15 protein-coding genes are annotated in these 19,180 nt (G+C 33.5%); 7 read left to right on the forward strand and 8 right to left on the reverse strand.

All coding sequences use genetic code 11. The annotated features are described in order from the left end of the window. Positions 1 to 94: 94 nt before the first annotated feature. Positions 95 to 2,029: a sulfite reductase, ferredoxin dependent gene (sir, locus tag Dongsha4_RS11155; RefSeq protein ID WP_425590795.1), complete on the forward strand. Its 1,935-nt coding sequence runs from the start codon at positions 95 to 97 to the stop codon at positions 2,027 to 2,029. A gap of 248 nt (positions 2,030 to 2,277) precedes the next feature. Beyond that, positions 2,278 to 2,466, forward strand: coding sequence for a hypothetical protein (locus Dongsha4_RS11160; protein WP_330202465.1), 189 nt, complete (start codon positions 2,278 to 2,280; stop codon positions 2,464 to 2,466). Positions 2,467 to 2,522: 56 nt separating this feature from the next. Here Dongsha4_RS11160 and Dongsha4_RS11165 read toward each other — a convergent pair whose 3' ends face one another. Further along, positions 2,523 to 3,632 carry a glycosyltransferase family 4 protein gene (locus tag Dongsha4_RS11165; RefSeq protein WP_330202466.1) on the reverse strand — a complete coding sequence of 370 codons (1,110 nt, stop codon included), beginning with the start codon at positions 3,630 to 3,632 and terminating at the stop codon, positions 2,523 to 2,525. A 363-nt stretch (positions 3,633 to 3,995) separates the two neighbouring features. On the opposite strand from Dongsha4_RS11165, the gene Dongsha4_RS11170 reads away from it, so the two are divergent. Both Dongsha4_RS11170 and Dongsha4_RS11175 read left to right on the forward strand, forming a co-directional pair. Continuing rightward, complete coding sequence (locus tag Dongsha4_RS11170; protein ID WP_330202467.1) at positions 3,996 to 4,565, forward strand: DUF1997 domain-containing protein; 570 nt, start codon at positions 3,996 to 3,998, stop codon at positions 4,563 to 4,565. 54 nt (positions 4,566 to 4,619) lie between these two features. Next, complete coding sequence (locus Dongsha4_RS11175; RefSeq protein ID WP_330202468.1) at positions 4,620 to 5,837, forward strand: ABC transporter permease; 1,218 nt, start codon at positions 4,620 to 4,622, stop codon at positions 5,835 to 5,837. Between the two features lie 90 nt (positions 5,838 to 5,927). On the opposite strand, the gene Dongsha4_RS11180 is transcribed toward Dongsha4_RS11175, so the two are convergent. From Dongsha4_RS11180 to Dongsha4_RS11195, 4 genes are all read right to left on the reverse strand, one after another. Next, positions 5,928 to 8,339 carry a pentapeptide repeat-containing protein gene (locus Dongsha4_RS11180; protein ID WP_330202469.1) on the reverse strand — a complete coding sequence of 804 codons (2,412 nt, stop codon included), beginning with the start codon at positions 8,337 to 8,339 and terminating at the stop codon, positions 5,928 to 5,930. Positions 8,340 to 8,741: 402 nt separating this feature from the next. After that, entirely contained in the window at positions 8,742 to 8,975 is a 234-nt protein-coding gene (locus Dongsha4_RS11185; RefSeq protein WP_041922475.1) for a DUF4327 family protein, read from the reverse strand. A 157-nt stretch (positions 8,976 to 9,132) separates the two neighbouring features. Continuing rightward, a complete protein-coding gene (locus Dongsha4_RS11190) occupies positions 9,133 to 10,725 on the reverse strand; it encodes a glycoside hydrolase family 3 protein (protein WP_330202470.1) in 1,593 nt (530 codons plus the stop codon). A 746-nt stretch (positions 10,726 to 11,471) separates the two neighbouring features. Continuing rightward, positions 11,472 to 12,008, reverse strand: coding sequence for a DUF721 domain-containing protein (locus tag Dongsha4_RS11195; protein WP_330202471.1), 537 nt, complete (start codon positions 12,006 to 12,008; stop codon positions 11,472 to 11,474). Positions 12,009 to 12,018: 10 nt separating this feature from the next. Between Dongsha4_RS11195 and Dongsha4_RS11200 the strand changes: the two genes are divergently transcribed. Further along, positions 12,019 to 12,933 carry a hypothetical protein gene (locus Dongsha4_RS11200; protein ID WP_330202472.1) on the forward strand — a complete coding sequence of 305 codons (915 nt, stop codon included), beginning with the start codon at positions 12,019 to 12,021 and terminating at the stop codon, positions 12,931 to 12,933. Positions 12,934 to 13,038: 105 nt separating this feature from the next. On the opposite strand, the gene Dongsha4_RS11205 is transcribed toward Dongsha4_RS11200, so the two are convergent. Next, positions 13,039 to 13,491, reverse strand: coding sequence for a hypothetical protein (locus Dongsha4_RS11205; protein ID WP_330202473.1), 453 nt, complete (start codon positions 13,489 to 13,491; stop codon positions 13,039 to 13,041). Positions 13,492 to 13,557: 66 nt separating this feature from the next. Continuing rightward, positions 13,558 to 14,991 (reverse strand): MotA/TolQ/ExbB proton channel family protein, encoded by a 1,434-nt coding sequence (locus tag Dongsha4_RS11210; RefSeq protein ID WP_330202474.1) that lies wholly within the window; start codon positions 14,989 to 14,991, stop codon positions 13,558 to 13,560. Positions 14,992 to 15,178: 187 nt separating this feature from the next. Between Dongsha4_RS11210 and Dongsha4_RS11215 the strand changes: the two genes are divergently transcribed. Beyond that, positions 15,179 to 16,321 carry a 5-(carboxyamino)imidazole ribonucleotide synthase gene (locus Dongsha4_RS11215; protein WP_425590796.1) on the forward strand — a complete coding sequence of 381 codons (1,143 nt, stop codon included), beginning with the start codon at positions 15,179 to 15,181 and terminating at the stop codon, positions 16,319 to 16,321. A 127-nt stretch (positions 16,322 to 16,448) separates the two neighbouring features. After that, on the forward strand, positions 16,449 to 17,912 hold the full coding sequence (locus Dongsha4_RS11220) for a carotenoid oxygenase family protein (RefSeq protein ID WP_330202476.1): 1,464 nt from the start codon (positions 16,449 to 16,451) through the stop codon (positions 17,910 to 17,912). A gap of 173 nt (positions 17,913 to 18,085) precedes the next feature. Here the strand turns inward: Dongsha4_RS11220 and Dongsha4_RS11225 are convergent. Next, a protein-coding gene (locus tag Dongsha4_RS11225) for an IS1 family transposase (RefSeq protein WP_330202302.1) occupies positions 18,086 to 18,810 on the reverse strand; the annotation gives its coding sequence in 2 pieces (ribosomal slippage) (positions 18,086 to 18,486 and positions 18,486 to 18,810; 726 coding nt in all). Positions 18,811 to 19,180: the final 370 nt, after the last annotated feature.

A 19,180-nucleotide genomic window follows, 5' to 3' on the forward strand; every position in this document is an offset into this window, starting at 1 on the left:
AGGTAGTTACTTTTTAAAACTAATATTTTATTTTTGCATACTAAGAAGCGATCGCATTAAAATGAAATAAGTATGAGAACTAAACAGAAAAAATATAATGAGTAATCGTGCCACCGCGCAAAAAAAACCTTCAAAAGTAGAAAGTTTAAAAGAAAAGAGCAATTTTTTAAGAGAACCGATCTTAACTGAATTACAATTAGATACAACTCATTTCAGCGAAGACGGGATTCAAATTCTTAAATTTCACGGCTCTTATCAACAAGATAATCGAGATAATCGCAAAAAAGGACAAGAAAAAGATTATCAGTTTATGTTGCGCACCCGTAGCCCTGGGGGTTTTATTCCTCCTCAGCTATATTTGACCCTAGAAAGATTGTCAGAAGAATACGGCAATCATACCCTAAGAACTACCACCAGACAAGGCTATCAAATTCACGGTATCCTCAAAAAAGATCTCAAAACAGTAATCTCCAACATTGTTAAAAGTATGGGATCAACCTTAGGGGCTTGTGGTGATTTGAATCGCAACGTTATGGCACCCCCTGCACCCTATAAAAATAGTCCTGAGTATCAACTAGCTTGGGAATATGCCGATAAAATTGCCGACTTATTAACACCCCAAACAGGTGCTTACTATGAAATTTGGTTAGATGGAGAAAAAGCCATCAGCGCCGAGGAAGCCCCCGAAATTAAAACTGCACGGCAGAAAAACGGTAATGGTACTATATTTACCGACTCTATTGAGCCTATTTATGGCACTCATTATATGCCCCGTAAATTCAAATGCTGTGTCACAGTGCCTGGAGACAACTCTGTTGATATTTATACCCATGACCTCAGTTTAGTTGTCATAACTAATAAAAAAGGAGAATTACAGGGTTTCAATATTTTAGCAGGAGGAGGACTTGGTAGAACTCATCGTAAAGAACAAACTTTTGCTAGAGCCGCCGATGAAATAGGCTTTGTTGCTAAAAATGATGTTTTTGACCTAGTTAAAGCCGTTGTTGCTACCCAAAGGGATTACGGCGATCGCACCGACAGAAGACACGCTCGTTTAAAATACTTAATTAACGATTGGGGCGTAGAAAAATTCAGAAACAAAGTAGAAGAATATTTTGGCAAAAAACTCAAACCATTCAAAAAACTACCCCAGTGGAAATACGAAGACTACTTAGGATGGTATGAACAAGGAGACGGTAAACTGTTTTTAGGTATCTCCATCGAAAATGGTAGGGTAAAAAATGAGGGAGATTTTCAACTCAAAAATGCCCTGAAAAAAGTCATTGAAAAATATGAACTTCCCACCCGTCTAACTCCCAATCATAATGCCATTATTTATGAAATTGAACCTAAGTGGCAAGAAGACATCGAAAAAATATTTCTCTCCCACGGCGTAGAAATCAATCCTGATAACGTTAATCATCTTACTCGCTATGCTATGGCTTGTCCTGCACTACCTACCTGCGGATTAGCTACCACAGAATCAGAGCGCATTATTCCTAGTATCTTGACACGCATTGACACCCTCTTAGCTAAATTGGGAATGGCAGAAGAAACCTTTGTAATTAGAATGACAGGATGTCCTAATGGTTGCGCTCGTCCTTATATGGCAGAATTAGGTTTTGTAGGAGACTCCCCCAATGTCTATCAAATTTGGTTAGGTGGATGCCCCAATCAAACCCGTTTAGCACGTCCCTATGTTGATAAACTAAATATAGCGGAGTTAGAAACATTTTTAGAACCATTATTGGTTTATTTCCGTGATTCTAAAAAGAAAAAGGAAACTTTTGGACAATTTTGTCATCGAGTCGGCTTTGATGCTTTACGCACCTTTGCCAATGAATATCAACCTAATGCAGAAAATGTTATGAAAAAGACGACTAAAAAATCTCGTGGTACAAGAAATGAGCATCGCATCAGTGTTAACGATGAATGGTATCAAAAATTAAAAACCATCTCCAAAAACGATAACAAGCCTATGAGTCAAATTGTATCTGAGGCTTTAGAAAATTATTTTACTAACAAATAAGCAGTAGGGATTGGGGTATTGGGGAAAAACGAGTTAGGAGTTAGGAGTTAGGAGTTAGGAGTTATTAATTCTTGATTCTTAATTATTAAACCATTCCCTATTCCCTATTCCCTATTTACCTTTGCCCTTTGCCCTTTGGTTTCTTTCGACAATTTTATGAACTTCAAAAGAAAATTTTTAGGTTTGTTTTTTCTTTTCCCATATATATTGAAAATAGGTAAAAATAATTAGTCTGTAGGGAAAATATTATGTCTGAAGATACCCAAAAATTAAGGAAAATGATTGAAAATGCTTTAGCGGATGGGGTTTTGTCTCGTGCTGAAAGTGAAATGATAAAAAGAGAAATCTATGCCGATAAAAAAGTTACTCCCGAAGAAGCTAGACTTTGGCAAGATTTACAAAGAAAAATATCCGATGGAGAAATAGAAATTAATTAAAAAAGTCGGAATTATAGCAACTTAATCTTATCCAGTTTAGTATATTTATCCTAAAATCACAGTTTTGAGTACAGATGCTCTAACTTGGTGACATTGTCACTGAGAGTATATTTTTCTAACACTCTTTTCCTTGCCTTTTCTCCTAATAAGTAATTGATTTCTGGGTGATGAGAAAATAAAGGTAATATTGTCTTGAGTTGGGTGGTAACGTCTTGGGTAGAAATGACAATTCCCGCATTGGCTAAAACTTCTCCATCAGCACCAGCATCGGTAGCAACACAGGCTAAACCGCAACTCATCCCTTCTAGTAAAGATAGAGATAAGCCTTCTACTAAAGAGGGTAAAATAAAAACGTCTGCTCCTCGCAAAATATCAATACGTTTTTCTTCGTCAACGATCGCACCTAACCAGATAACATTATCATCTTGATTATATAGTGGTTTGAGATTTGGAGTTAAAGGACCATCTCCAATAATTAAAAGTTTTCCTTGTTGACTAATTCCTGAGTGTTTCCAAGCCTTCAGTAAAGACTCAACATTTTTTTCTACGGCAATTCTTCCTTGATAAACATAAAGCAAATCATTGGGATGTTGTTGCTTAAAATAGGATTTTCCGGGGGTATATTTTTGAGTATCCACTCCATTAGGAATAATGGCTAATTTTTCCCTTGGCACACCCAATTTAATTAATAAATCTCTCTGTAATTCTGAGAAAATAATAATTTGATCATATTTTGCCAAAAAAGGGGCATATAGTTGATAAGTTAGATATTGAGTGCTAGATTTGAGATTTCTCAAACGACTGTCAAAAGGTGGATGAAAGGTTGCCACTAAAGGGATATTTAGTTTTTGACAAATTTCGGGAAGGGTAAAGTCTAAAGGAGATAGGGTTAAGGAAGCATGGACAAGATCAGGTTGTAACTCACGAAGCGATCGCAGTAATATCTTACTAGATTTTGGTGCAGGAATAGTATAAATTTGAGATTTATAAAGAAAAGGAAGGCTAACTTCTGTAGAATAATGATCTTGCTCCGAATCATCATTATCTTGGCTAAAATGAAGGAAACTCACTTTATAGCCTCTTTTCACCAAAGAAGTTGTTATTTCTCTACTATAAGTAACGTTGCCACAAAAAGGGGTTTTTTTTCCAAGCCAAGCAATGTGCATTCAATTATACTTCTATGAAAGATGGACGAGATAATTTAAGTTTTAAGTAATTTAGTTTAGTAGCATAAATAGTTTAAACCAAAACAGGTTTTTTGAGTAACGACTCATAGGTTAAAAGTAGTGTCTCTCGGTTTCAGTTTACTGAAAATAATACATTGCCGATCATTTAATTACTAATTCCTCATGGAAATTTCCGCTTCAATGTAAAATAAGATACAAACACTTACTTTATCAGAATATAAGAATAAAATCTTATTCGGTAATCCACAGTGTTTAATTCACAATTATATTAAGTTATATTAATAAATAAGCGTTAATAACTTTACATAAATAACTTTACATAAATATAAGTATAGATATAATATGCAAATTTGTTTTCAAGCAGAAGAAACGGTAAAACTAGAGGTAAAACAACAAGCAATACCTATTCAACATTATCTTAGACAACCTTCAAGATTAGTAAAGGCGATCGCAGATCGAAAATTGATGACTGCTTTAAAAGATGACTGTTATCGCCTTCAAATGCACCCCCTCAGTTTTTTGGAGATGTATCATTTTCAACCTACGGCAGTGTTAAAGGTTTGGTCTGGTGCTTCTGGAAATGTTTATGTTAATTCTGTATCCTGTGAAATTAAAGGGATAGAATATCTAAATCGCCGTTTTTCTCTACAGCTTAAAGGAAAACTAACCCCAACGGAAATCGAAGGTAAAGTTTATTTACAGGGAAAAGCAAACCTTACGGTTACTGTTGATTTGCCTCCTCCACTTTGGTTAACTCCTAAACCTTTATTACTAACTACGGGTAATGGCTTACTTAAAGGGGTTTTAGTAAGAATTAAAAATAAATTGATGTCACAACTTTTAAATGATTACTATGACTTTGTTAAAAGTGAGCAAGAAAAAATCAATTCCCTTGGTTGGCAAGAAGCCTAAACTTAGGTTTTGTTAGAATAAGACATCACACAGTAGATGTAGTCTTAATCAGCGATGAAACTTAACGATGCTCTAAAAATGGCAATGACGACTATTTTTGCCAATAAAATGCGTAGTAGCTTAACTATGTTGGGTATAGTAATTGGAAATGCTTCCGTTATTGCGATGATTGGCATTGGAGAAGCGGCTCAAAGATTGGCGGCAGAACAGTTTGAGACATTAGGGGCTAATGTTCTTTTTGTTGTACCAGGTAGTAGGGAATCTCGTCGCACTACTTTTGAAGTTCCTAAAACTTTAGTGTTAGATGATGCTGATGCGATCGCATCTCAAGTGCCGACGGTGGAAGAAGTTGCACCTCAAATAAATTCTCGCTTATTGGTGACTTATCGTAATCGAAATAATAATGTATCCATAATTGGCACGACTCCAGAGTTTTTGACAGTGCGTAGTTTTGATGTTGCTCAAGGGCGTTTTATTAATGATAGTGATTTAAAACGAAATAATCGGGTTGCAGTGTTAGGTTGGCAAATAGCAGAGGAATTTTTTCCCAACGAAAATCCCATTGGTAAGCGTTTACGAGTTAAAAACGTTTCTTTTGAGGTAATTGGCATTATGGAGGCAAAAGGTTCGTTTCTAGGTACGAATCAGGACGAAACTATCTATCTACCCCTGACTACTATGGCGAATCAAATTGTCGGCAAGACTTCTAATTATGGTTTAGAATTGAGTTTCATTTCTGTTTCAGCTAATTCCTCTGACTCCATTGCGGCGGCACGATTTCAAATCGAAAACTTATTGCGCTTACGACACAAAATTAATGGGGAAGATGATTTTCGGGTGGAAACTCAGAAGGATATTCTTAGTATTGTCGGAACTGTAACCAGTGGACTGACAATGATGTTAGGTGCGATCGCAGCTATTTCCTTGTTAGTAGGCGGTATTGGTGTGATGAATATTATGCTGGTATCAGTGAGTGAAAGGACTCAAGAAATAGGTTTGAGAAAAGCAGTCGGTGCAACTGAGAATAATATACTATCACAATTTTTGATTGAAGCAATTATTATTTCTGCCATTGGTGGTTTAATTGGCACTGTGATTGGAGTTAGTGGTTTAATTATTATTGGTTTGGTTTCTCCTTTACCAACCGCCATTTCTGCTAACACCATTATTTTAGCGGTAGGAGTTTCTGGAGGTATTGGCTTATTTTTTGGAGTAATTCCTGCCCAACAAGCGGCTAAATTAGATCCAATTGTCGCTTTACGTAGTGCATAAAAGCAAAGGGCAAAGGTAATTAATTATTTTCTCCCTAATACCCTAAGCCTCTATTTTTCCCCCTCCCCTCATCCCTTGATTTCGATATATTCATATCATTTTTGTATCGGAAAAATCAACATTAGTTAAATTCGCACCATCAAAATTTACCCTAATCAAATTCGCACCTATAAATTTAGCGTTTTTTAAGTTAGCATTGCGAAAGTCAATATCTTTTAAATCTGCATTGATAAACTTTGCTTTTTCTAAGGAGGTTTGTTGAAAATTAATTTTTTCTAAGTTACTACCAATTAAATTAATATTATCTAAGCAACACCCCTTAAAACTTTCCCCCGATAAACGTAAATATTTAAAATTTCGATTTCCCAAGGCAAATCGTTTCAATAACTCCTCTTTTTCACTAGCTTTGATGATATTCTCAGGTAAATTACGTAAGGTTAAATTAAAACTATCTCCTTTGACTGCTAAAACTTCTTTTAATTCCGAATACATCACATAGTTTCCCACACCGCTAAGATACACCCATCCTTTACTGCGAGTTAAAGCCACAAATAGTTGATTCCTTAAACTAATATTATCTTCTTCTTTAGCGATGCGATCGCATCCTATAATATAAACCAAAAATGCTTCATTTCCCTTTGCCTGATAAACATTACAAACCGTTACCGCCCCATCTTGCCAAAATTGACGAGAATTATCCTGATGAGGAAAATATACTGAAATGGCATTTCTTTCTAAAACATCCCGACATTGATTTTCAATAATTTGACTTTCATAACCATTCCCTAAAACAATTACTAAAATTTGCCGACTAGGACGTAAACCATCATATCGTAGATTATATAAAATTTTTTCTGCTAAATAATTTAACTCCTCTTGACGAGAATAAAAAGACTGAAAATTGATTATTTCTCCCCTATCAAAATTATCTAACGGATGAATATATTTATTATTTTTTCTCTCAATGGTAATATTATTATTTAACTGTAAATTACCCTTCAACTCATAACCCATTTCCCGCCAATTATGAGCAGATTTTATCATACTTAAAACACCCAAAGGACGGCACCAACCCATATTAATAGCAAAAGCAGTATTGATAATTTTTTTAGGAGTGCGATAACTATTAGTTAAAGTATAAATTTTTTCTGATGGATGCTTAGAAGGTAAAATATCAGCAAATAATCCCCTTTGATAACTTTCACCAATTTGATTTAAACATTGAATTTCATCATAAGCATAAATAAGTTTTTTTCTCTCTTTTCCATTGATATAATTAGGAGCTAAAGCATTATAAACTAAATACAAAAAAGGTTGTTTACCTTGAAAAAGCCATCGGGAAGATAAAAAATCTTGAGCCTCATCTAAAATTATTAAATCAAATAAAGTAGGAATTTTTTTGCTCTCTAATAACTGACAACAAACTTCTGCCAAACTATCATTAGGTGATTGACTATAAGTATCATTAACTCTTAGTTTACTCGATTTAGTTTGATGACATATTAAACTATAAAAACCTTCTTGATTTTTATTACCCCAGCCATGAAGAATTAACAAATTTTTATTAAAAGGATCATATCCTATTTGATTATTACTATAATGTCTTAACCACTTATCAATTAAAGTTATTATCTGTTCATATAAACTACGACTAAAAAAGATAAAAGCAATTTTCCATTCAGGATATTTTAAATGAAAATAAGCCGCTTTTTGACATAAAAGTAATGTTTTGCCTGTTCCAGCAGTTCCTTTAATACCCTCAATTGCATTAATATTTTTTTTACTAATTATTTCCTGTTTTAAATCTAAATGATGATAATAATTAACTAATTTATTAATAATCTTTCCTTTACTATTATCTTTAGTTAAAACTCTATAAGTAGGAGGAGTAATAACTGATTTTCCGGTGATAATAGATAGTAATGTTTTCCATTGTTGGCTATCTAATTCCTTTCCTTTAACCACTGTAGAAGTGTTAATAATTTTTTCTTTCAACGAGTTTAAATTAAGTAAATCATTAGCAAAAATAATAGGAGGATTACTAGGTAATTTATCAAAACCTTTTTCTTGCCATGCTTCGCTTTTGATGAAGGGTAATGCAATTAAAACCCGTCCTTTGATTTGTTGAGATAAACTAGGTTCAGTAGAAAAATAATCTAAAATATTAAAAAGTTGATTTTCAGCTTGTTGATAAGGATTTCCTTGATTAGTATAAAAATTTTGATACTGCCAAAGATGTCCATTTATGCTTACTATTTGCTCAATATTTATTGCTTTTACTTCTATAATAACAACGCCTATCTTTTTCTGAAAAATAAGTATGTCTGGCTCTTTTCTTTGATTTTTAGTATTAAATAAAGGATAACGCCAATAAGCTAAAATCTCATGATTAATAAAAGCATTTTTTATTGATTGCCAAACAAAATATTCCCCTTTTTCACCCTTATTATCTAACTTCTCTGTAGCGATAAAACAGCTCTTAGGCAAGTTTATATCAGTCATTACTAGACACAATCAAAAGTTTCTTCAATTAATTAGACAGACATTTTCAAAAAACATCGGAACAAACTTGTGGTGAGGGCTTCAACTTTAATTATTATTTATTAATATATCATACTGCTTAATGGTATATTCAAAAAATAAAACAGGCTTCAATTAATATTTCTTAAAGGGTTATTAAATTAATTTGGCTCTTCAATTTTTTTCTTAGTTTACTCTTTCCAAAAACAAAACAATAGGCTATGAATTCAATAGCCCACTCTTAACAATTTATTCTTTTAACAATAAGCCAAGACGCATTTAACTGGACACTTTTATTAATTTTTGAAAATTACAATAACTATTTACTTTTGCCTTTTGCCTACCTTCATTGGTAAACTTGTGATGCGTCCTAACTCATTTTAGTTAATCAGATTCCCAATTTTCACAAGCAATTAAATCACCAATTTGATCTCTTAATAAATAATCGCATTGTTCTAATTCACATTCAACACAAACCCATTCTCTAGCCGGGATGTATTGACATAAAATGTAAATGGGTTGATGACGACTAACAACTCCTTTTTCCACTAAATGACGTGCTTCGTCTCTAATCATCTCAATTGAGTAATCCGTGGCGTTTTTGGTTAAAGTTTTCATCATTTTTGCCCCGTTAATTTTTATCCTGTTTCAATACTTAATATAGTCTAACCCAAGGAAATTGATTATAGTTACTTAATGTATCTTAAATTACATTTTTCTCAAAAAAAATCAGATATTCTAAAGGGTTGCTATAAGCCCCATAGAGAAAAAAATACTATAAAAAATCTCCTTTAACAATGTCAAATTTTCCTGACAAATTAAATAAGGATTTTAGGGCTAATTCTTGAGCAATAGGCATTTGTCCATAGGAAAACACCCAAGGTATAGATTTTGGCATATGAGATAAAAACCAATTTTTAACATAAGGGCTACCGTAAATCACCACCCCTTGAAGATTATTTTGGGATAACAATTTCAGATAAACTTCCTGACTTTCAGGGGTTAAACCTGCCCTTCCTCGAAAGGGATTTCCTCGTAGAAAAATCTGTAACAGTAATGGTTGTTGAGCATTTTGCACAGAAAATAGATTATATTCATCAAAAACCCGACGATGATAACCCCTTGTTTGTGGTATTGTAATAGCGGGTGAACTGCGATCGAGATATTCACAGTTTAATAAATCTTCCACTACAACTAAATTTATTCCCTCAGAGGCATTTTGAATGGGTATATTACCCCCTTTACTCATACTTTGGGCTAAAATTTCATTTATTACTTGACTGGCATCTGAACTATAAATGTTAGCCATAGAATGAGATTGAGAACTAACACCTTCACTAAATAGTTTTTGTTTTGCACAAGTAATCCTTGAATAACTTTCGTCAATGCGACTTTCCGATAAAATACCCGAATCTATGGCTTTAATTACTGATTTAATTGCTATCTCTGGATTATCGGGCATGAGTAAAATATCCGCCCCTGCCTGTAGTGCTTTAACGGCGATTTCCTCTGAGGAAGCATATTTTTTTACTCCCCCCATAATTAAAGCATCGGTAATAATCAAACCCTCAAAACCCATTTTTTTCCGTAACAAATCCGTTAACACCTTTGGCGAAAGAGTCGCAGGATTGTGGGAATCTAGGGCATTTACTAACAAATGGGCAGTCATAACGCTATCAACTTTTTCCTTGATAACCTTTTCAAAAGCACTTAATTCGAGGGATTGTAAACGCTCTAAACTATGATTAATAGTGGGTAAATCAAGATGAGAATCCGTTGCAGTGTCACCATGACCGGGAAAATGTTTTGCACTTGTTAAGATAGGATAATTATGACAACCCCTAACAAAAGCAGAAGTTAAATCTTCCACAGTTTTTAATTTATCTCCAAAAGCACGAACATTAATAACGGGATTATCAGAATTGTTATTAATATCTGTCACAGGGGCTAGAATCCAGTTAATACCAATAGCAAGGGCTTCTAGGGCAGTAATTTCTCCCATTTTTTCAGCATATTTAATCCCCAAACTTGGATTCTCGTTGTAAATTTCCGCTAATGCCATAGGAGGGGGAAACCAAGACGCACCAGAAAATCTTTGCCCTACTCCTTCCTCTATGTCGGCGGCAATAAATAAAGGTGTTTTCGCCCATGTTTGCAATTGTTGAGTGCGATAGGTAATTTCTGCACAGCTACCTCCTAATAAAATAACTCCACCTAAATTCAACTCTTCTATCCATTTTTTTAATTGAGGTTGAGTGGCTTCCCATGCGGGATAACGTATTTGATGATCAAAAATATAACCTGTGGTGCGTACAATAATTAGTTGTCCAATTTTTTCAGGCAGAGAGAGTTTTTCGACTGGTAACATAGCTTAATCGATGAAAAATTAAGAATTATTTAAAATCTTCTAGTATTTACTATACTCAGTGAAGGAATAAAATATTAATACGAACTCTACATCATAGAATAATAACTGCAAAATTCTTGTCTCTTGTTTATCCTCACTTAAACACTGTTTGAGTAGGTTTTTTTCAAGGCTAGTATCAAAATGTTTTACCCTCACCTCCAACTCCCTCCCACAGGCAGGGCTGTTTCATTCTAAAATTTTCTGGTTAAGGCAGGGGATACCTGAGTTCGGAGTTCGGAGTTCGGAGTTCGGAGTTAAAAGTAATAATTATTGACAAAAAAGCTCAATAAATTGATTTTAAATGAGTTTTTCCTAAATTTAATAATTTTTTATTCCAAAATTGGCTCGATGATAACTCGAAGGCGCTTTATTTTTCGATACTTTTTTCATCGAACTCAGTTGGGGAATAGGCACTCTTGCAATAGTTTTTAATGGTTTATGGTTATAAATTGATAATCTCAACATTTTTAACTACTTCTTAATCCTCAAAGCTCTAAAACCCTATATTCTTTTACTGGCAATAGTTTTAGCGTTTTTGTATTTCTACTTTGAAACCGCCCTGCCTCCCACAGGGCGACGGGAGAGTTTTTCAAATAATTGATTAATTAATCGTTAATAATTGCCGTATTTGTCACTACCTATTAGTTTTAGAAATTAATATTTCCAAGAATGAAAACATCCCCTGCTTTTTGAGTAATCTCTAATGATTATTGATTATTTTCTCGAAAGCAGTAAGCACACATTCCCCAACGGTTTAATTCTCCCTCTGGGCAAAAACTTTGACAACAGGGGCAAGTAGAGTTATTTTTTGCTCTTTGTTTAATAATTTCAAACCATTGTTGCAGGGCTTCTTGAGGAGTTTCTGTAGGTTGTGTTATAAACTCCGTAGATTCAACTAAACTGGGATGACTTAAGTTTGTTTCTGCTTCTGGAATGGGGGCAGTGTGTTGACTATACCATTTTCCAAAAACAAAATATATGTCTTTGATGGGATTTTGAATACGGCGATTAATTTTGATAATCAAGGTGCGTCTTTGTAAGGATAATTCTTGAGCCCATACTGCACTTTGAGTGGCGATGAAAAATACTTCTTCTTTAAGATAAATAGGAGATGTATGTTGTGCTATCTTTTGATTAACAATTTCATACCAGATTTTTTTTAACTCATAGTATCTTCTTTGTTTTTCCCATTGTGGTTGAGAGAGAATAGAATTTAGTAACTTATCGATCGAATTTAAGGTCATTATATAGATTATGAGTAAAGTACCGATGTCAGTTCATCCCCTGATAAAAAAAATTATACAAAATTTAGATTTAGATCTTGGAGCAGAATTAAGACGCTATGAAAAGAATACAGTGGATAGTAATATTCTAATTCCTGAATTGATGGAAACTGAATCTATTGACTTGCCCTCGAATTCTAGTTCTTTAGTTTATCATCCTCCTCTCGATAACTATGATGAAGATGAGCCAATACCTGTTGCTTCCCGATTAATAAGCCGCGATCGAACTTCCTTACTAGATTTAATCTTAACTCCTTGGGGAATTTTTGGAATAATTATATTTTTCGGAACAAATATTTTGATATTTTTAGGCATAAATAACTTTAATTTCAAAAGTCAAAACCAAGAAAAAGAAATTGTTGAACAGACTATAGAAGAGGAAAAAATTGTCAATGACATGACTCCAGAAACAGAAAAAAAAGATAGTAAAATGATAGAAGAAAATGAAGAAAAATTTCCTCCTTTACCCTCATCTCTTCCAAGTGCAGATAATAATGCAAATATTATGAATAATATTCCTGCATCTCCTTATCCTGATTTAAAAACAGCTTTAATGAAGGAAATTAATAATAACGAATTAAGTGAATCCTCTTTACCATTACCGCCACCTTTATTGGAAGAAAATTCAAATACATTACCGAGTCAAGATGAACCTATAGAGGTTAATTCATCATCTCCAAATAATCAAAAAAAAGAGTATATTGTATTAACTAATTATGAAAATATGACTCAATTTAGTAATATAAAAAAAGAAATTCCTAACGCTTTTATAACTAATATTGCAGGAGAAATGAAAATTCAATTAGGAGTTTTTAAAACGGAAATGGAAGCTAAAACAAAATCTCAACAATGGCAAAAACAAGGTATTAAGACCTTTTTGCAGTAACTTATTTCTCTTAAAATTTTTTAATATTAACTATCCTAATCTGACATAATTTTTATCTAAATACAGGACAAAAAAATACTAATCAGAGAAAAAGTAATATTAATCTTAATTGACTTTTAAAGTCCAATCTTCTTCAATGGGTTCATAACCAATATCAATTTCCTCCTTTTCAATAATACTTCTAACTTTTTCAAAAACCTCTATTCCTTTAGGTCTAATAGCTGCAATAATATATTCTTGATCTCGTTTTTCCCTAACATCTCTAATTAACTGCAAAAAAGCTGAATCAGAATTTTCCAGTTGATTTGTAGGAATAAATTCTTTACTAGGATAAATAACCACCCCATCTTCCTTGCATTCTATATAACGAGGCTGTTTTTGTTGATTTGCACCATCTTCGCTTTGTGCAATAATCTTAACTTCAGGGTTAGAATCTAAAGTTTGAGTGCTTACTACAATAATTAATAAAATTAAACTGCCAATAGTACAAGCTAAAACCGAGAGAAATGGAAACAATTCTAGTTCTATTTTTTTATGAGATTTTCTAGTCCTAGACATAATGATATTTTGGATATTTAATTATATTTAAAGTTTCTTAATTTTAATAATTCTTCATTCTTCATTTTAGTTATCAATTTGTTCCACTAAACGAATAACTCTGGGTTTACTTAAATCCTGTAATGTGGGTTGAATACCCGTAATTTTGTCTTGAATATTGACCAATGTTTTTTCAATATCTCCAACATTATGTAAAACTTCGACTATTTTCTCTAGGTTAGATTGTAAAGATTTTAACTCAGCAATTCTAGCACTAGATGCTTCTAAAGAAGTAACTTTTTCTTCTAAACTGATGGCCGCTTTATTTAATTGTTGACTGATAGCTTGAGATGCTTCCACTAAACCTTGACTGTTAGTTTCGTTATTTTTTTGGACTAAATCCACTAATTCTTTTATGTTAGTAATTATGGACTGATTCAAATCATTTTGTTGTCCGAAGGTTTGAATAAATTTGTTTCTATCTTCTAAGATAGCGGCATTAACTTCTTTAATTGTATTAAGTAATTGTTGCTCTTGTTCATAAATTTTCTGAAACTGATTCACAAATTCTGTTACTAAATTTTTAGCGGCTTCTTGAGCATAAATTTGGGCGGGAGAAATCAATTCTTCTGGGGTGGGAAGTGCTTCTTTTATTGGTTTAATTAATTCTTCTTTTGTCGGTAATTTTTTCTCAAGGGTTGTATTGATTGTATTAATAATAACTTCTGTATTGAGGTCATTTTTCTCGCCAGTTTGTTTCTCATTTAAACGAGGTAAAATATAATCGTTAATATAAATATCTGTTGCTAAAAGTAAGTTTGATTCCATCCTTTCAATTAAAACAAGGGGAATCATTACAACCACAGATAACAATAAAGCCAATAGGGTGGTATCAAAAGCCACTGCCAAACCACTGGTAACAGTTCCTATACCTTCTTTTATTTGGTCTATTTCGGCGGTATTTTCCAAAAAGCCAGTAAAACCATTCACCGCACTGCTAATACCTAATACTGTACCAATAAAGCCCAATAGAGGAATAGCCCATACTAAAATTCTTGGCACTGCGTAGGAAGATTCAGAGGCACTTAGATAAAATGATGAATCATCAAGGGCAAAATCTGTAACGGTTTTTCTACTTCCTGAGTTGATATAGGCATTAATGACTCTCCTTAAGCGATTAGTTATCATGGTAGAGGTGCGAGATAAGTCTTCTTGAAGATGGAGAAGTTGCACTGATTGATGATTTTCAAAGGAAAATTCTTCGGGGATTCCTAACTTTTTAAAAACTTTATTTTCTTTGCTAATTTTTAGATATTTATCAATAGTAATAGTAATAACTAAAAAAGCACAAAAAACAGTTAAAAATTGGGTAAATCCTCTTTTTAATAACAGCATTCCCACATAAGTTTCTTGAAAGGGTAAAGCCAAAACATAAATTAATATTGTGAGGACTAAGGCGGCAATTATTGTATTAAGAAAATTAATGTCTAATTCTTGACGGTTATTATTTTTTTGACCCATGATTGCGAATATTAATAGTTTAGTTGAGAGTATATTTTACATTAGAATATTTCAAATAATAAATAAATTTTATTGATGAAGAGTGATTTTTTCTTAATGTTTAAAGAAAGATTTGATTTGATTATAGATAGTAAATCAGAGATAATAATTTGGATAGGTAAATAGTAGCGTAAAAGCAAGAGAATTGATAATGACAAAGAATGTTGGGGTAATTGGAGGTGGGCAATTAGCATGGATGATGGCTCTTGTTGCACCAAAAGAAAATATTAAAATTTATATTCAAACTCCTCATGAGACTGATTCGGCGGTGTGTTTAGGGGAAAGAACTATTTTTGCCCCAGTTGATGATGTTTCGGCAACAGCAGAGTTAGCAAAATATTGTGATGTAATAACTTTTGAAAATGAGTTTGTTGATTTGGAAGGTTTACAGTCTTTGGTGAGGGAAGGTGTGTGTTTTTATCCTCGTCTTACCAGTCTTTCTCCTTTGCTAGATAAATTTGATCAAAGGTCATTTTTTCAATCTCAGGGTTTTCCCGTGCCTCGTTTTTCTCTGTATGAGTCGGATTCGGATTTACAAAATTTTTCTTTTCCTTTAGTTTTAAAAGCTCGTCGTCATGGTTATGATGGACAGGGAACTGTAATTGTTAAAACTCCTTTTGAATTACAATCAGCGTTGAAAAAATTTAAACAAACACCATTATTGATAGAGGAATTTATCCCCTTTGAGAAAGAATTAGCGGTAATGGCGGCAAGAAGTGCCACTGGAGAAATTAAAGTTTATCCTGTAGTAGAAACCTATCAAAAGAATCAAGTTTGCCGTTGGGTGATTGCCCCTGCTTTAATTAATCAGAATATTAGAGAAATAATAAGTGCGATCGCATCTAAATTATTAATAAGTTTAGACTATGTGGGAATATTAGGAATAGAATTTTTTATGAAGAATAATGGAGAGGTGTTAATTAATGAAGTTGCCCCTCGCACCCACAATTCTGGACACTATACCCTAGATGCTTGTGAAACTTCCCAATTTGCCATGCAACTACAGGCAATCACAGGAAAAAAATTAGGTAATACTAAATTAAAAAGCTCAGGTGCAGTGATGATTAACTTATTGGGGTATGAATCCGCCCAAAGTGAATATTTATCCCAAAGAAAAGAAATAGAGCAACTAGGAGCATTTGTACACTGGTACGGTAAAACAGAATCTCGTCAAGGCAGAAAATTAGGTCATGTGACAGTATTATTAGACGAAAAATCACCTGAAAAAATGTATCACCAAGCCCAAATGATGATCGAAAAAGTAGAATCTATTTGGTATCCCCAGAGGTAATAAGAGGGAAATCGGGGCTTAGGGTATTGGGCTATTGGGGTATTAGGGGGAAATTAATTCTTGATTTAGCTGTTAGTTATAATAAGCTGTATGTAAAGAAATATTAAGTAATTTTACGAATATAACAATGCAACAGCTAGAAAAACCAATTCAAAAACCATATAGCCTAGAAGACTGGCGAAAAGGTTACGAATCTCAAAAACAAGAATTAGAATATTGGGTTGAAGATATAGAAGGAGAAATTCCCCAAGAATTATCAGGTACACTATATCGCAATGGACCTGGATTTTTAGATGTATATGGAACACCTTTACAACATCCCTTTGATGGTGATGGTATGATTACCGCTTTTACTTTTAATGAAGGTAAGTGTTTTTTTCGTAATCGATTCGTTAAAACCAAAGAATTTTTAGAAGAACAAAAAGCAGGTAAAATGCTTTACCGAGGTGTATTTGGTAGCCAAAAACCGGGGGGATGGTTAGCTAACTTATTTGACCTCAAAATTAAGAATATCGCCAATACTAATGTTATTCACTGGGGAGATAAACTTCTTGCTTTGTGGGAAGCCGCTCATCCTTATCACCTTAATCCCGAAAATCTCGAAACTGTAGGCTTAGATAACTTAGATGGCATTTTAGAGACTGGAGAGGTATTTTCTGCCCATCCTAGAATTGATCCTACTTCTAGTTTAAACAATGGAAAACCATCTTTAGTTAATTTTGGTGTCAAAACTGGACTTTCTAGCACCATTACTATCTATGAATTGGATGAAAAAGGCAAATTATTACAGAAATATAGTCATATCATTGACGGTTTTTCTTTTATTCACGATTTTGTAATTACTCCTAACTACTGTATTTTTTTCCAGAATCCGACTACTTATAATCCCTTTCCTTTTCTTTTCGGTTTGAGAGGTGCAGGAGAATGCGTAAAATTTTTAGACAATCAACCCACCAAAATTATTCTTATCCCTCGTAATGCACCCCATAAAGATGTGATTACCTTGGAAACGGAGGCCGGATTTATTTTTCATCATGCCAATGCCTTTGAAGTAAATGAACAGGAAATTGTCGTTGACTCTATCTGTTATGCTAAACTAAGTCAAATTGATCCAGATACTAGCTACAAAGAAGTAGATTTCGATAAACTAGCACCGGGTCAACTATGGCGTTTTCAACTTAACTTACAAGATGGTAAAGTTACGAAAAAATTAATTGATCCTCGTTGTGTAGAATTTCCCAGCATTCACCCCAATAAAGTAGGCAGAGATTATCGTTATCTGTTTATTGGTTCTGCTCATCATCCCACAGATAACGCTCCTTTACAAGCCTTACTCAAATTAGATTTACAGACTAACGAACAACAATTCTATTCTTTTGCTCCGAAAGGTTTTGCCGGTGAACCTGTTTTTGTACCTAAAGCAAATCCTCAATCGGAAGATGACGGTTGGGTATTTAATCTTATCTATGATTCCAGTCGTAATAAATCCGATTTAGTTATTTTTGATGGTAAAGACATTTCTGCTCCTGTAGCTACTTTGCACTTAAAACAACATATACCCTATGGACTTCACGGTAGTTGGAAAAGTTAGTTGAGTAATGATTAAATAAGTAATCAGCAATATTGTGGATAGGAGATAGGGGTTTGGGGAATTGGGGAAAATGACTATTCATCATCTCTCTTTTATCAAACGCTGCAAAAACTTGCAATTTGATAGATTCTATAACTATTGTATATCAATCCCTAGAAATAATATTGAGAGCTTCAACTAAGTAATGTTAGTCTTTGATTTATTAACGAATCGATCGTTCCATTTACTCTAAATTTTGCAAATAGTCCCATTGTTAAATCCACCATTTCTATTGATTTTGATACTACTTTTGTTTTTCTATGAAAGCGAGCAAACCAATGACGATTATCGGAATTATTTCTTTCTATGGCTATAGTTTCGCTTTTTGTCATCACATGATACGCATCTGGATGTTTAGATAATAACTCTTGGTACGGTTTCCAATCATCAGTACAGTAGACTGTTACATCCCATTTTAGTAATCTAATTAAAAGTTTTTTGAGGGTTTCACTATCACGCTTTCCCAATTCCCAGTCGATAAGTCTGTTAGTATTACGGTCATAAGCTTTCCAGATCCATAACTTGTTTTTTTTGACTCTATAAAATGCCAAAGTTCATCTAGTTCCACAACCACCGCTTCGCAGGGTTCAGGCTTTTCATAATTTTCTAGTGCCAAAGCTCTAATCCAATTTAAAATAGTCTGAGCAGAAACATTGAGAAGCTTTGCGATCGAATTCATAGACATTCCACTGCAATACAGAATTGCTGTTTCTAGTTTCATCCACATAGGTTTACCTCGATCAATCTTATCAGTGGTGAACTGATAGTTACAGTGCTTACATTTAAACCTTTGTTGACCACGAGCAAAACCGTTTTTGATGATTTTAGTATTATGACATCGAGGGCATTGATGAGACATGGTTAATTAATGATGATAGGATCAGTCTATATCATAACATTACTTAATTGATACTCTCATAATATTTAACCTGAGTTCGGGATGAATTTTCATCTATGAGTGATGGCGAAAAGGGCAAAGGGCAAAGATAAATAGTTGATAATTAAGAATTAAAAACTCTGAACACTTATCACTCATTAATTATTTCCCCCTCATCCCCTAAACATCCTAACATCTGTAACCTTAAACCTACCCTTACCCGATATTCTTAAACCGAACTGAGGTTATTTAATATGATAAAATCCATCAAAACTTTAAATGGGTAAATTTGACTCTGTAGTATAACTCAATCCTTAGTTTCCAAGTACTTTGAAAATATTTAATAATAGTT

It is taken from the genome of Cyanobacterium sp. Dongsha4 (genome assembly GCF_036345015.1).
Classification (GTDB): domain Bacteria; phylum Cyanobacteriota; class Cyanobacteriia; order Cyanobacteriales; family Cyanobacteriaceae; genus PCC-10605.

Bases quoted from the DNA above. Each gene is read 5' to 3' on its own strand.
- Dongsha4_RS11160 (WP_330202465.1), top strand. From the start codon at position 2,278: ATGTCTGAAGATACCCAAAAATTAAGGAAAATGATTGAAAATGCTTTA.
- Dongsha4_RS11165 (WP_330202466.1), bottom strand. From the start codon at position 3,632: ATGCACATTGCTTGGCTTGGAAAAAAAACCCCTTTTTGTGGCAACGTT.
- Dongsha4_RS11170 (WP_330202467.1), top strand. From the start codon at position 3,996: ATGCAAATTTGTTTTCAAGCAGAAGAAACGGTAAAACTAGAGGTAAAA.
- Dongsha4_RS11175 (WP_330202468.1), top strand. From the start codon at position 4,620: ATGAAACTTAACGATGCTCTAAAAATGGCAATGACGACTATTTTTGCC.
- Dongsha4_RS11180 (WP_330202469.1), bottom strand. From the start codon at position 8,339: ATGACTGATATAAACTTGCCTAAGAGCTGTTTTATCGCTACAGAGAAG.
- Dongsha4_RS11185 (WP_041922475.1), bottom strand. From the start codon at position 8,975: ATGAAAACTTTAACCAAAAACGCCACGGATTACTCAATTGAGATGATT.
- Dongsha4_RS11190 (WP_330202470.1), bottom strand. From the start codon at position 10,725: ATGTTACCAGTCGAAAAACTCTCTCTGCCTGAAAAAATTGGACAACTA.
- Dongsha4_RS11195 (WP_330202471.1), bottom strand. From the start codon at position 12,008: ATGACCTTAAATTCGATCGATAAGTTACTAAATTCTATTCTCTCTCAA.
- Dongsha4_RS11200 (WP_330202472.1), top strand. From the start codon at position 12,019: ATGAGTAAAGTACCGATGTCAGTTCATCCCCTGATAAAAAAAATTATA.
- Dongsha4_RS11205 (WP_330202473.1), bottom strand. From the start codon at position 13,491: ATGTCTAGGACTAGAAAATCTCATAAAAAAATAGAACTAGAATTGTTT.
- Dongsha4_RS11210 (WP_330202474.1), bottom strand. From the start codon at position 14,991: ATGGGTCAAAAAAATAATAACCGTCAAGAATTAGACATTAATTTTCTT.
- Dongsha4_RS11220 (WP_330202476.1), top strand. From the start codon at position 16,449: ATGCAACAGCTAGAAAAACCAATTCAAAAACCATATAGCCTAGAAGAC.